Raw genomic sequence first — 13,917 nt, forward strand, 5'->3', positions numbered from 1 at the left:
CAGCGCCGCTCTTGGCGCAGTGCGACTTTGAGCGGCATCAATCGTTCAGCCCCTTTGCTACTTTGCCCTTCGCCCATGACCACTGCCAGCAAAAAAGACAACCCTGCAGTCGCCAAGACCCCTGCGCGCAAACCGAAGGCGAGCAGCCCTGCCGCCACCCAGGCCGTGACGCGGCGCGCGGACAAGGACCAGCCTTTGATGGATGACATCCGGCTTCTGGGCCGGATTCTGGGCGATGTGATTCGCGAGCAGGAGGGCCAGGCCGCGTTCGATCTGATCGAACAGGTGCGCCAGCTGTCGGTAGCCTACCGCCGCAATGACGACCAGGATGCAGAGAAATCGCTCAAGTCGCTGCTCAAGGGCCTCTCGGGCGACCAGACGGTGAGCGTGATCCGCGCCTTCACCTATTTCTCGCACCTGGCCAACCTGGCCGAAGACCGCCACCATATCCGCCGCCGCGAGATCCATGAGCGCGCCGGCAACACCCAGGAGGGCAGCATCGAGGTGGCGCTGGCGCGCCTGCGCTGGGCCGGCATCCCCGTCAAGGCCGTCTCGCAAACCCTGGCGCACAGCCTGATCTCGCCGGTGCTCACGGCCCACCCCACCGAGGTGCAGCGCAAGAGCATTCTGGATGCTGAGCGTGCGATTGCCGCCTTGCTGGTGGCGCGCGACGATATCGCCCAGCGCGCCCAGCTCTTCAACAGCAGCAAGGACACGCTGACCCCGCGCCAGCTGGCCGACAACGAGCTGCAGCTCAGTGCCCAGGTCACCCAGCTGTGGCAGACGCGCCTGCTGCGCTACTCCAAGCTGACGGTCGAGGACGAGATCGACAACGCGCTGAGCTACTACCAGGCCACGTTCCTGACCGAGATCCCCAAGCTCTACGCTGCGCTCGAGCGCGAGCTGGGCGAGCGTGACCTGGCCACCTTTTTGCGCATGGGCCAGTGGATTGGCGGCGACCGCGACGGCAACCCCAATGTCACCGCCAAGAGCCTGCAAGAAGCGCTGCGCCGCCAGTCCGACCTGGTGCTGCGCCACTACCTGACCGAGGTGCACTACCTGGGGGGGGAGCTGTCGATGTCCCAGCGCTTGGCCGGCAACACCGCCGCCTTGCAGGCGCTGGCCGCGCGCTCGCCCGATACCAGCCAGCACCGCGAAGACGAGCCCTACCGCCGCGCGCTGATTGGTGTGTATGCGCGCCTGGCCGCGACCTTGAAGAACCTGAGCGGCGGCGAAGCGGCCCGCCATGCGGTGGCGCCGCAGAATCCCTATGCCACCAGTGACGAGTTTCTGGCCGATCTGCGTGTCATTGAGGATTCGCTGCGCGACAACCATGGCCGCGCGCTGGTCGAGCAGCGCCTGTCACCGCTGATCCGTGCCGTGCAGGTGTTTGGCTTCCATCTGGCCACCGTCGATCTGCGCCAAAGCTCGGACCAGCATGAGGCTGTGATCAGCGAGCTGCTGGCCACCGCCGGCCTGCAGGCCGACTACAGCCAGCTGAGCGAGGCGGCCAAGCGCGAGCTGCTGCTGCAATTGCTGTGCGATGCGCGCCCCTTGCGCGTGGTGGGCGCCAGCTACAGCGAGCGCTGCCAAAGCGAGATGGCAATTTTCGAGCGCGCGCGGCTGTCGGTGCAGCTCTATGGCCAGGATGCCATCCGCCACTACATCATCAGCCACACCGAATCGGTCAGCGACCTGCTCGAAGTGCTGCTGCTGCAAAAAGAGGTGGGCCTGCTCAGCGGCCGCATCAACGACGGCCAGTCGCGCGCAACCTTGATCGTGAGCCCGCTGTTCGAGACCATCGATGACCTGCGCCACGCGGCCACCATCATGCGCGAGTACTACGCGCTGCCCCATATTGCCGCGCTGATCCAGCGCAGCGGCGCCGAGCAGGACATCATGCTGGGCTACAGCGACAGCAACAAGGATGGCGGCATCTTCACCAGCAACTGGGAGCTGTACCAGGCCGAGCTGGCGCTCGTCGCGCTGTTTGACGAGCTGAGCCAGCCCAACCCCGTGCAGCTGCGGCTTTTCCATGGCCGGGGCGGTACCGTGGGGCGGGGCGGCGGCCCGAGCTACCAGGCGATTCTGGCCCAGCCGCCGGGCACCGTGCGCGGCCAGATTCGCCTGACCGAGCAGGGCGAGGTGATCGCCTCCAAGTACGCCAACCCCGAGATCGGCCGGCGCAACCTGGAAACGCTTGTGGCTGCCACCTTGGAAGCGACCTTGCTGCAGCCCACCAAGCCCGCCAGCCAGGCGTTTTTGGATGCCGCCGCTGACCTGTCTGCTGCCAGCATGTCCGCCTACCGCGACCTGGTCTACGGCACCAAGGGCTTTGAGAGCTATTTCTTCAGCTCCACCCCGATCCGCGAGATTGCCGAGCTCAATATCGGCTCGCGCCCCGCGTCGCGCAAGGCCAGCCAGCGCATTGAGGATTTGCGCGCCATTCCCTGGGGCTTCAGCTGGGGCCAGTGCCGCCTGACCTTGCCAGGCTGGTACGGCTTTGGCTCGGCTGTGCAGGCCTTTGTCGGGCAAGAGGGCAAGACCGCCAAGCTGCAATGGGCCTTGCTGCAGAAGATGTACCGCCAGTGGCCGTTTTTCCGCACCTTGCTGTCCAACATGGACATGGTGCTGGCCAAGAGCGATATGGCGCTGGCATTGCGTTACAGCGAGCTGGTGGCAGACACCCGTTTGCGCAAACGCGTGTTCCAGGCGATTGAGGCCGAATGGAAGAGCACGGCCGAGGCGCTGGCGCTGATCACCGGCGAGGCCAATCGCCTGGCCAACAACCCGGCGCTGGAGCGCTCGATCCGCCACCGCTTCCCTTATATCGATCCCTTGCACCATCTGCAGGTGGAGCTGATCCGACGCTGGCGCAATGGCGAGGACAATGAACGGGTCAAGACCGGTATCCATATCTCCATTAACGGCATTGCAGCGGCGCTGCGCAACACCGGTTGAGGTGATCCGGATGTGGGCTGGGCTCCCTGCCGTTGGCAAGCGTCCGCCCCTGCGATAAGGCCCTGGCGCCCAGCCGGGGCCTTTGTTATTTTTACGGGGCAGGTGGGTTATCTGCCTTGGATGCAAATACCTGCAGCTGTGGAGCTTTGACACACAGCTGCCAAACAAAAAGGAATGGTGATGAATGCCTATGTGTACCTGGGTGGCGCGATTGCGCTGGAAGTGATGGCCACCACGGCGATGAAGTCGTCCGAGGGCTTTACCCGGCTGGTGCCCAGCCTGATTTGCGGCCTGGGCTATGTGCTGTCGTTCTACCTGCTGGCGCAGACCTTGAAAACCATACCCACCGGCATCGCCTATGCGATCTGGTCGGGCGTGGGGATTGTGGCGATCTCGCTGATCGCCTGGGCCTTGCATGGGCAAAAGCTCGATGCCGGGGCGATGGCAGGGATGGGCCTGATCATTGCCGGGGTGCTGGTGATCAATCTGTTCTCGAAGTCGGCGGGGCATTGATGCGGTTTGTCCACAGATGCGCTCCTTGCAAGGATTGACACAGAAGCTCCGCCAGCGATTTATAAAATTAATCTTAGAATGCTTCGTTTTGAATTGAAGGCCAAGAAGGGGTACAGGCATGGGGTGGATGGCAAAAATAGGGGCCAGTGTGGTCACCTGGGGTGCGATGGCGGGCATGGCCGCAGCGGCTGGCGCGGCGGTGCCAGCAGGCCAGGCGGAGCAGGTCTTCAAGGTGCCGGCGCTGGAGCAGCCCGCTGGCGTACCGCTTGAGTTTGTCCGCACCAAGAGCATGGAAGCGGGCCTGGCCATCCAGCCGGTCGCCATCGACCTGGGCGAGTGGACGGGCCTGAAGTCTGCCCCCGAGATGCCCGTGCACATCATTGGCGCCTCGCGCGCGGTGCAGCAAGCCCAGTCCGCTGCGCAAACGGCGCAGTTGCTGCAATGGCAGCCCTCGGCCAAGGGCGGCACCGTGGCGGCCTTGAGTGTGCGCTCGGGTGGTGCCCAAGGCCTGCGTTTGGGCCTGGTGGTGGAGCAGCTGCCTGGCAGCGCGATGCTGCGCCTCTATACCGACCACCAGCCCGCAGCGGTGTTCGAGATTGCCGGCCAGCGCGTGATGCAGACGCTGCAGGCCAATCGCGATGCCGGCGACCACAGCGAAGCGGGCCGTACCTGGTGGACGCCCAGCAGTTCTGGCGAGCAGGTGAGCTTGGAGATCGAGCTGCCTCCGGGCACGGCGCCTGAGCAGCTCAAGTTGTCGCTGCCGCAAGTGATGCACATCTATGAAAACCTGTCGCTGCCACTCGGTACGGAAGAATCGGATGCAGCGCAGGAGGATGCCAAGGCCATGCCGCTGGGCAACCCGGTCGAATGCCACCTGGATGTGAACTGTTTCAGCCAGCTCGCCACCGAGCGCAAAGGCGTGGCCCGCATGGCCTATGTGACCGAGCGCATGGCCGATGGCAGCTACTACTATGGCCTGTGCACCGGCAGCCTGCTCAACGATGCCCAGGGCTCCAGAACACCGTACTTTCTGACCGCCGCCCACTGCATGTCGACCCAGACGCTGGCTTCGGCGCTGGAGACCGACTGGTTCTACACGTCCACGCGCTGCTCCAGCAACAGCCTCTCGCCCAGCAGCGTGAATCTGCGCAATGGCGCCCAACTGCTCTACAGCAGTGCCAACCCCGATGTCACCTTGCTCAAGCTCAACGACACGCCGCCAGCGGGTGCCGTGTTCCTGGGCTGGGACAGCAGCATCGTGCCCAACAGCACCAGCGTGGCGGGCGTGCACCACCCCGATGGCGGCCTGCAAAAGATCAGCTTTGGCATCATGTCCTCGCGCTATGACTGCAGCCTGGACAGCAAGAGTGTGTTCTGCACCTCGGCCCCCAGCAGCGGCAACTACTACTTTGTGCAATGGACCCTGGGCCTGACCCAGCCGGGCAGCAGTGGCTCCCCGCTGTTCAACAACGGCGCCGTCACCGGTGTGTTGACCGGCGCTTCGGAGGCCAGCTGCCGCGCCAACGCGGGCGGCGCCTACAGCTTCTACCCCAGCTTGAACAGCGTGATGCCGGCTCTGCGCAAATGGCTGGTGGATGCGGGCGGCACGCAAACCCCGGTCGCAGGCCGCATGCCGGTCTACCGCTTCTACAACACGCAAAACGGCACACACTTCTTTACGGCCAGCGCGCAGGAGCGCGATGCGGTGATCCAGGGCAACCCGAACTACCAGTATGAAAATATTGGCTTCTATGCGTCCACGCAAACGGCTGCAGCGCCCAATGCGGTCTACCGCTTCTACAACAACAACTCGGGCTCGCACTTCTACACGATCAATGCCGACGAGCGCGCCTTCGTGATTGCGAACTACCCGCAGTTCAGCGTGGAAGGCACTGCCTGGTATGCACGCCAGGCCCAAGGCGAGGGCTCGGTCCCGATGTACCGTTTCTACAATACGCTCACTGGCGCGCACTTCTACACGACCAACCCGTCCGAGCGCGACTTTGTCGTGGCGACCTATCCGCAGTTCAATTTCGAGGGTGTTGGCTACTACGTCTGGGGCAGCCAGTAAGCGGGCGCCGACTGGGTCTGACAGCTGGCGGGAGCGCGGTCAGACCCTGTAGTTCAGCACCGGCCCATCAGCCCCTTTCCACCGGGCGCGCTGGGTCGCTGCACCATTCGCTCCAGCTGCCGGCAAACAGCGCCGTGGGCGCATAGCCTGCAATCTCCATCGCGATCAGATTGGGCAGTGCGCTGACGCCGCTGCCGCACTGGTGCACCACCGTCTGCGGGTCGTGCCCGGCCAGCAGCGCATCAAACTCGGCACGCAGTTCAGCGGCGGGCTTGAAACGGCCATCCGCATCGATATTGGTCGTAAAGGGCCGGTTGAGGGCGCCAGGGATATGGCCGGCCACCGGATCCAGCGGTTCGACCTCACCACGGTAACGCGCAGGCGCACGCGCGTCGATGATGGTTTGCGGCGTACCCAGGGCTTGCTGTACCTGGGCAGCGGTCTTGAGTGTGCGCAGCGCAGGGCGCAGCTCGAAGTTGCTCTGGAAATGGCTGACCGCCTCGCCCGCCTCCACCGCGCCGCCTGCGGCCTGCCAGGCCTGCAAGCCGCCGTCGAGCACGGCGACGGCATCATGGCCGGCCCACTTGAGCATCCACCACAGGCGGCCAGCGTAGTTCACGCCATTGCGGTCATAGACGACCGCCTGCATGTCATTGCGAAAGCCCACTTGCGACAGCCACACCGCAAAGCGCTCGCGGCTGGGCAGTGGATGGCGGCCGCCAGAGGCCGGCTCGCCCAGGTCGGTGGCAGCAATCGTCTGGCCGTGGCTGAGGGCGCCGTGCGGGGCGCTCAGGTCCTTGTCGAGGTTGGCGTAGACGGCGCCTGCGATATGGCTCTGGGCAAACTGCTCGGCACCGGCGGCCGGCTGGCTCAGGTCAAAGCTGCAGTCAAACACCATCACGTGTTGGGGGCTGGACTGCTGCAGCGCCTGCAATTGGGCGACGGTGATCAGGGTGGTATAGGCAGCGGTGAGGGGCGTGGTGGCCATGGCAGGTGCTCCAAGAAAAATCTTGCAAACATTATGTGGCAGCGCCGCGCCCGCTGCAGGCAACGGGTGCCGCCCCACCCCGCAAACGGCTGCCGACCCGGGTCAGCGCTTGCGCAGCACCGTGGCGACGATGCCGCTGCCGACGATCAAGGCCATGCCCATCCAGCCAATCGCCGGAATCTGGTCGCCAAAGACGACGATGCTAAAGAGGCCTGCAAACACAATGCCCGAGTACTGCAGGTTCGCGACCACCAGGGTGGCGCGGCGCGTGGTGGCCGAGCCGTAGGCGCGCGTCATCGCCAGCTGGGCGCCGGCGGCCAGAATGCCGACGGGGATCAGCCACAGCGCCGGCCAGCCGGGAAAGCTCGACGTGCCGACAAACAAGGTCGCCAGGCCGCCGGCGATGGCCGAGCCCACGGCAAAGTAGAAGACCACACGCTGCTCGGGCTCACCCATGCGCGACAAGGCCACCACCTGCATGTAGGCAAAGGCCGAGATCAGGCCGGACATCAGGCCCACCAGGCCGGCGAACATCTGGTCGGCCTCGATATTGGGGCGCAGCATCAGAATGACGCCGCAAAAACCACTGATCACCGTCAGCACCAGTGGAATGTTCAGCGCCGGCTGGTCGCCTTCTGCCTTGGGGCGCCAGGTGAGCAGCGCGCTGCCCACGACAAAGGCCGCGACCCAGAGGCTGCTCATGTAGTTCAAGGTCATTGCGGTGGCCAGCGGCAGCTTGCCGATCGCATAGAACCACATGCCCATCGAGGTGACACCGATGCAGCTGCGCCAGGCATGCATCTTGGGGTAGCGGGTGGTGAGCGAAATATGCTGGCGCCGGGTGAGCCACCAGATCAGCGCCATGCTGATGAGGCCGCGGTAGAACACGATCTCGGCCGCATTGAAGTACACAGAGGCGAACTTGATGCACACGCCCATGAGTGCAAACATGAACGCGGCGGCCACCATCCAAAGGGCTTGCATCGGAAATTTCTAAATAAAAAAGCTGCTATCGCAAAGCGCTAGCAGCTGTGGGGTGATCTGCAGAACCTTCGCCCGGGCCCTTGTTCAGACCCTGGCAAGGTGTTGTGCAGACCTTACCTGGTAGTTGGGAGTGCCTGGCCGTGGCAGATCACCTGTCTGGAACGGCGGTCTGCATCATACCCCGATACCACTCGTGGAAGTGCTGCATGCCGTCTTCCATCGGACTCTGGTAGGGGCCCACTTCGTTGTCGCCGCGCTCGAACAAGGCCTTGCGGCCGGCATCCATGCGCTCGGCGATCTCGTCGTCTTCGATGGCCGTTTCCATATAGGCGGCGCGCTGCGCCTGCACAAACTCGGGCTCGAAGGCGCTGATTTCCTCGGGGTAGTAGAACTCCACCACATTGAGGGTCTTGTCCACGCCCAGTGGGTGCAAGGTCGAGACCGTGAGCACATGCGGGTACCACTCCACCATGATGTGGGGGTAGTAGGTCAGCCAGATCGCGCCGTGCTCGGGCATCTTGCCGCCTCGGAAGTTCAGCAGCACCTCGTGCCAGGTCTTGTAGATGTCCGAGCCTGGCTTGGCAAAGGTGGGCGCCACGCCCACGGTCTGCACCGAGTACTCCTTGGCGAACTCCCACTTCAGATCGTCGCAGGTGACGAAATTGCCCAGTCCGGGGTGGAAGGGGCCGACGTGGTAGTCCTCCAGGTAGACCTCGATAAAGGTCTTCCAGTTGTAGTTGCACTCATGCATCTCGACATGGTTGAGCACAAAACCATCAAAGCTCAAGGCAGCGGCCGGGCCCATGTTGGCCAGATCGGCCTGGATGTTGCGGCCGTTGTCCTCAAAGAGGAGGCCATTCCACTCCTGCAACTTGTAGTTGTTCAGGTTGAGGCAGGGATCCTGGGCAAAGTGCGGGGCGCCCAGTAGCTCGCCGCTTGGGCTGTAGGTCCAGCGGTGCAGCGGGCAGACGATATTGCCGCCGGCGCTGCCTTTTTGCTGGTGGTTGAGCGAGCCCCGGCCCTTGAGCATCAACGCCTGGCGGTGGCGGCAGACGTTGGAGATCAGCTCGGCCTGGCCTGCGGCATTGCGCACCAGGGCCCGCCCTTCCTTTTCATGGGGAAGGGCGTAGTAGTCGCCAATTTCGGGAATCGCCAGCTGGTGGCCCACATATTTAGGGCCGTTCTGGAAGATGGTTTGCATCTCGCGCTCGAAAAGCGCTTGATCAAAGTAGCTTGAAACTGGAAGTTGGCTTGCGGCCTGCTGCAGTTGAAGACTTAAATCAGACATGGGTGACCTGACCTAAAGACTCCCCACAGGGAGGGTGCGCGTGCGCACGCGGAGAAAAAAATAAAACCGGCAGCAACAACAAAGGATGGCCGGTTTCGCGAAAAATGGGATTATACCCAGTGGGGTTATTCCCGTTCCGACCATGCGTGAATTGGCCATGGGTGACACAGCATGTCACCGATCCTTCATCGCACAGACAGACCGCCAATATTATCAAATTGATAGCTATAGCCTCATATTTCACGATAGATCGCCGGGATTTTTTGTGGGAATTGGGCCGGGCCTGCAGGCCTCGCAACGGTGGTTGGTCGTCGCTGCGCGCGCAGCCGCTTGTCCTGCGCCTAAAATCGAGCCTTTACATCCATGCACCTGGGCACGCTGTTTGCCCCCTTTGCCCATGCCCAAGGCCACTGCCTCCAAGACGTCTGCCACGCCGGACCTGCCCGAACCCGATAACTACGAAAGCGCGCTGCAGGAGCTCGAAGGCCTGGTTGCGCGCATCGAGTCCGGTCAGCTGCCTTTGGGCGACATGCTGGCCGCCTACCAGCGTGGCGCCGTGCTGCTGGCATTTTGCCGGGGCAAGCTCGAGGCGGTGCAGGACCAGATCAAAGTACTGGATGAGGGCCAGCTCAAGCCCTGGACCAGCGAGGAATAAGTGCTAACCATGACTTCAGCACACGATAATTTTGCCCTTTGGTGCAGCCAGGAACTCGCCCGCGTGGAGGACGCCCTCACGCTGTGGATCGCCGCCGATGCCCCTGCCAACCTGGGCGAGCCCATGCGCTACGCCGTGCTCGATGGCGGCAAGCGCCTGCGCCCGCTGCTGGTGCTGGCCGCTGCCCAGGCCGTGGGCAGCCTGGATGCGTCCCAGGCAGAGGCCGCCTTGCGCGCCGGCTGCGCGGTGGAGCTGATCCACGCCTATTCGCTGGTGCATGACGATATGCCCTGTATGGACAACGATGTGCTGCGCCGTGGCAAGCCCACCGTCCATGTGCAGTTTGGCCAGGCCCAGGCCTTGCTCGCGGGCGACGCGCTGCAGGCGCTGGCGTTCGAGATCCTGGTTCCCGAGGGCAGTGCCATCTCCGATGGCGTGCAGGCGCGCCTGTGCCGCCAGCTGGCCTGGGCAGCGGGCTACAACGGCATGGCCGGTGGCCAGGCCATTGACCTGGCCAGTGTGGGCAAGCAGCTCAGCCGCGAGCAGCTCCAGCAGATGCACAAGCTCAAGACCGGCGCGCTGCTGCAGGCCAGCGTCGAGATGGGCGCCACCTGCGCCGGCATCCAGGGCGCAGCGCTCGCAGCACTGAAGCAATACGGCGCCGCCCTGGGACTGGCGTTCCAGGTGATCGACGATGTGCTCGATGTGGTGGCCGATTCGGCAACGCTGGGCAAGACCGCCGGCAAGGACGCCGACAACGACAAGCCCACCTATGTATCGCTGATGGGCCTGCAGCCCGCGCGCGACTATGCCCATGAGCTGCTGGCCGAGGCGCAGCGGGCACTGGCAGGCAGCGGTTTGCCCCAGACGGCCGCGCTCGCGGCGCTGGCCGACATGGTGGTGCGCCGCAGCCATTGAGTAGGCCAAATGCGCCTTGTGACGGCTTAACCAGCCTCAAGGCGCTAACATAGCCCCTTGCCATTCCAGTAAAAAAACTGCGCGGATGCTTCCGAGGTATGCGTAGCAAGTGACCAAACCATAGTATGTCCACGAAGACCTTTCCCCTGCTAGCCACCGTCAATGACCCGGCGGATCTGCGCAAGATGTCGCGCGCCGAGCTCAAGACCCTGGCGCGTGAGCTGCGGGAATTTGTGCTCGAGAGCGTGTCCAAGACCGGCGGGCACCTCAGCTCCAACCTGGGCACGGTGGAGCTGACCATTGCGCTGCACGCCGTCTATGAAACGCCGCATGACCGCTTTGTCTGGGATGTCGGCCACCAGACCTATCCGCACAAGATTCTGACGGGCCGGCGCGACCGCATGCAGGGCCTGCGCCAGTGGGGCGGCATCTCGGGCTTTCCGCTGCGCAGCGAGAGCGAATACGACGCCTTTGGCACCGCCCATTCATCGACCAGTATCTCGGCGGCGCTGGGCATGGCCGAGGCCTTCAAGCTGCAGGGCAGCGACCGCCAGGCCGTGGCCATCATTGGCGATGGCGCAATGACGGCCGGCATGGCCTTCGAGGCGCTGAACAACGCCGGGGTGAGCGACGCCAATCTGCTGGTGATCCTGAACGACAACGACATGAGCATCAGCCCGCCGGTGGGCGCGCTCAACCGCTACCTGGCGCAGCTGATGAGCGGCCAGTTCTATGCCAAGGCGCGGGGCGTGGGCAAGAGCATGCTCAAGCAGGTGCCGCCGCTCCTGGAGCTGGCCAAGCGCCTGGAGCAGCAGGCCAAGGGCATGGTGGTGCCCGCCACCCTGTTCGAGAACTTCGGCTTCAACTACATCGGCCCCATCGATGGCCATGACCTCGATTCGCTGATTCCCACCTTGGAGAACATCCGCCAGCTCAAGGGCCCGCAGTTTCTGCATGTGGTCACCAAAAAGGGCCAGGGCTACAAGCTGGCCGAGGCCGACCCGGTGGCCTACCATGGCCCGGGCAAGTTTGACCCGGCCATCGGCCTGGTCAAGCCCGCCACGCCGCCCAAGCCCACCTTTACCCAGGTCTTTGGCCACTGGCTGTGCGACATGGCCGCCCAGGACGAGCGCCTGGTCGCGATCACTCCAGCCATGCGCGAAGGCTCGGGCATGGTCGAGTTTGAAAAGCGCTTTCCCAAGCGCTACTTCGATGTGGGCATTGCCGAGCAGCACAGTGTGACCTTTGCCGCTGGCCTGGCCTGCGAAGGGCTCAAGCCGGTGGTCGCCATCTATTCGACCTTCCTGCAGCGCGGCTATGACCAGCTGATCCACGATGTGGCGCTGCAAAACCTGCCCGTGGTGTTTGCGCTGGATCGCGCGGGCCTGGTGGGGGCCGATGGCGCCACCCATGCCGGCAACTACGACATCGCCTTTACCCGCGCCATTCCGAACATGAGCGTCGCCTGCCCGGCCGATGAGCGCGAATGCCGCCAGCTGCTGAGCACCGCTTTTGCGCAGAACCACCCGGTGACCGTGCGCTACCCGCGTGGCGCGGGGGCCGGTGTGGCGCCACTCGAATCGCTGGAAGGCCTGCCCTTTGGCAAGGGCGAGATCCGCCGCCAGGCGCAGCCTGCGGTGGCGGGCCGCCCGCGTATCGCCATCCTGGCCTTTGGCAGTCTGCTCTATCCGGCCTTGCAGGCCGGTGAGGCGCTCAACGCCACGGTGGTGAACATGCGCTGGGCCAAGCCGCTCGATACCGAGCTGCTCGAGCAGGTAGCGCAAAGCCATGAGGCGCTGGTCACTGTCGAAGACGGTTGCCTGATGGGCGGCGCGGGCAGCGCGGTGCTCGAGGCATTGCAGCAGCTGCACATCGATGTGCCGGTGCTGCAGCTGGGCCTGCCCGATGCCTTTATCGAGCATGGCGACCCGGTCAAGCTGATGGCCATGCAGGGCCTGGATGCGACGGGCATCGAGCGCAGCATCCGCGAACGCTTTGCGGTGCCTGAGGCGGCCGCCGGCCAGAGCGCTGCGGCCTGATCCGCCCGCCTGGCACGCGCCTGGTTCTCTTGACAAGCCCGGTCATGGTGAACCGGGCTTTTTTGTGGCCTGCGCCGCCTGTGGCGCAATGCGGACAGAATCCTTTGCAAAACTCTGGGGAAAACCCGCTGAAGTCACTTCTGCAACCATTTCTACAATTTGCAAAGCTAAAAGCGGCTCGCGCCTATGGCAGGATAGCTACCTTTACTTTCAACAAATAATTGGAGACACGAATGGATCGTCGTTCGCTTATCAAAAATGCCGGTATCGCTGGCGTTCTGGCCGCAGGGGTGGCACCGGCCGTGCATGCACAGGCTGCAGTGCGCTGGCGCCTGGCCTCGAGCTTCCCCAAGTCGCTTGACACCATCTTCGGCTCCGCTGAAAAGCTGTCTGCGGCCGTCAAGGCCATGTCCGGCGGCAAGTTTGAAATCTCGGTCCACCCTGCGGGCGAGCTGATGCCCGCATTCGGCGTGGTCGATGCGCTGCAGGGCGACACCATCGACATGGCCCAGACGGCGGCCTACTACTTCACCGGCAAGGACCCGATCTTCGCGTTCAGCTGCGCCGTGCCCTTTGGCCTGACCACCCTGCAGATGGCGGGCTGGAAGGACCACGGCAACGGCCGCAAGCTGCTCGATGCCTTCTTTGAGAAATACAACTTCAAGACCGCATCGGCGGGCAACACCACCACCCAGATGGGCGGCTGGTACCGCAAGGAAATCAAGACCGTGGCTGACTTGAAGGGCCTGAAGATGCGCATGGGCGGCGGTGTGTTCGGTGAGGCCATGGCCAAGCTGGGCGTGGTCGCGCAGAACATGCCAGCGGGCGACGTGTACCAGGCGCTGGAAAAGGGCACGCTGGACGCGGTGGAATTTGTCGGTCCCTACGACGATGAAAAGCTGGGCTTCAACAAGGTCGCTCCGTTCTACTACTACCCCGGTTGGTGGGAAGGCTCGGCTGATCTGGAGTTCTTCATCAATATCAAGAAGTACAACGCGCTGTCGCCCGAGAACAAGGCCATCCTGGACGCCGCCACCCGCGTGGCCGCTGCCGACATGACCGCCAAGTACCAGGTGCTCAACCCCATCGCGCTGAAGAACCTGGTAGCCAACAAGACCCAGCTCAAGCCGTTCTCCAAGGAGCTGATGGACGCTGGCTTCAAGGCCTCGATGGAAACCTTTGCCGAGCACGAGGCCAAGTCGCCCGAGTTCAAGAAGATCCACCAGGACATGCGCGCCTTCCAGAAGGACCAGATCCTGTGGAACCGCTTCTCCGAGTACCCCTTCAACCAGTACATGGCCCAGGTCAAACTGCCCTGATCGGGAGATGCGCCAGGCCATTGGGGCTTGGCCGCAGCAGCCAAGAGCCGCAGCTTGCTGCGGCTTTTTTGCGTCTATACAGGCTGCGTGGGTGCATCGGCATGCGGCTTGGGTACTTCGCACTCATTCATGACTGGGTGCGGCCGGAGCGCCTCGATGCCGGTTCGCCGGGCCGCCGGGC

Annotated in this window: 10 protein-coding genes; 7 read left to right on the plus strand and 3 right to left on the minus strand. The window is 63.8% G+C overall.

What is annotated here, in order from left to right:
- The first annotated feature begins 75 nt into the window (after positions 1-75).
- From ppc to ACPEE1_RS08620, 3 genes are all read left to right on the plus strand, one after another.
- The gene (ppc, locus tag ACPEE1_RS08610; RefSeq protein ID WP_423935961.1) at positions 76-2,961 is read left to right on the plus strand and encodes a phosphoenolpyruvate carboxylase; all 2,886 of its coding nucleotides are present in this window, start codon (positions 76-78) and stop codon (positions 2,959-2,961) included.
- A 180-nt stretch (positions 2,962-3,141) separates the two neighbouring features.
- The gene (locus tag ACPEE1_RS08615) at positions 3,142-3,474 is read left to right on the plus strand and encodes an SMR family transporter (protein WP_133248137.1); all 333 of its coding nucleotides are present in this window, start codon (positions 3,142-3,144) and stop codon (positions 3,472-3,474) included.
- Positions 3,475-3,601: 127 nt separating this feature from the next.
- Positions 3,602-5,545 carry a trypsin-like peptidase domain-containing protein gene (locus tag ACPEE1_RS08620; protein ID WP_260719903.1) on the plus strand — a complete coding sequence of 648 codons (1,944 nt, stop codon included), beginning with the start codon at positions 3,602-3,604 and terminating at the stop codon, positions 5,543-5,545.
- A gap of 67 nt (positions 5,546-5,612) precedes the next feature.
- Here ACPEE1_RS08620 and ACPEE1_RS08625 read toward each other — a convergent pair whose 3' ends face one another.
- From ACPEE1_RS08625 to ACPEE1_RS08635, 3 genes are all read right to left on the minus strand, one after another.
- Positions 5,613-6,533, minus strand: a complete 921-nt coding sequence (locus ACPEE1_RS08625) for a sulfurtransferase (protein WP_116925961.1) — start codon at positions 6,531-6,533, stop codon at positions 5,613-5,615.
- Positions 6,534-6,635: 102 nt separating this feature from the next.
- Positions 6,636-7,517 carry a DMT family transporter gene (locus ACPEE1_RS08630; protein ID WP_116925962.1) on the minus strand — a complete coding sequence of 294 codons (882 nt, stop codon included), beginning with the start codon at positions 7,515-7,517 and terminating at the stop codon, positions 6,636-6,638.
- 148 nt (positions 7,518-7,665) lie between these two features.
- Positions 7,666-8,805 carry an aromatic ring-hydroxylating oxygenase subunit alpha gene (locus ACPEE1_RS08635; protein ID WP_116925963.1) on the minus strand — a complete coding sequence of 380 codons (1,140 nt, stop codon included), beginning with the start codon at positions 8,803-8,805 and terminating at the stop codon, positions 7,666-7,668.
- Positions 8,806-9,202: 397 nt separating this feature from the next.
- Between ACPEE1_RS08635 and ACPEE1_RS08640 the strand changes: the two genes are divergently transcribed.
- The 4 genes from ACPEE1_RS08640 (at position 9,203) to ACPEE1_RS08655 (ending at position 13,736) form a co-directional block, all read left to right on the plus strand.
- Positions 9,203-9,460, plus strand: coding sequence for an exodeoxyribonuclease VII small subunit (locus tag ACPEE1_RS08640; RefSeq protein WP_021026004.1), 258 nt, complete (start codon positions 9,203-9,205; stop codon positions 9,458-9,460).
- Positions 9,461-9,469: 9 nt separating this feature from the next.
- Positions 9,470-10,378 carry a polyprenyl synthetase family protein gene (locus ACPEE1_RS08645; RefSeq protein ID WP_116925964.1) on the plus strand — a complete coding sequence of 303 codons (909 nt, stop codon included), beginning with the start codon at positions 9,470-9,472 and terminating at the stop codon, positions 10,376-10,378.
- A gap of 125 nt (positions 10,379-10,503) precedes the next feature.
- On the plus strand, positions 10,504-12,417 hold the full coding sequence (dxs, locus tag ACPEE1_RS08650) for a 1-deoxy-D-xylulose-5-phosphate synthase (protein ID WP_260719900.1): 1,914 nt from the start codon (positions 10,504-10,506) through the stop codon (positions 12,415-12,417).
- Between the two features lie 233 nt (positions 12,418-12,650).
- Positions 12,651-13,736, plus strand: coding sequence for a TRAP transporter substrate-binding protein (locus ACPEE1_RS08655; protein ID WP_116925966.1), 1,086 nt, complete (start codon positions 12,651-12,653; stop codon positions 13,734-13,736).
- Positions 13,737-13,917: the final 181 nt, after the last annotated feature.

The organism is Comamonas sp. 23 (assembly GCF_049601575.1).
Taxonomy (GTDB): domain Bacteria; phylum Pseudomonadota; class Gammaproteobacteria; order Burkholderiales; family Burkholderiaceae_C; genus Comamonas; species Comamonas squillarum.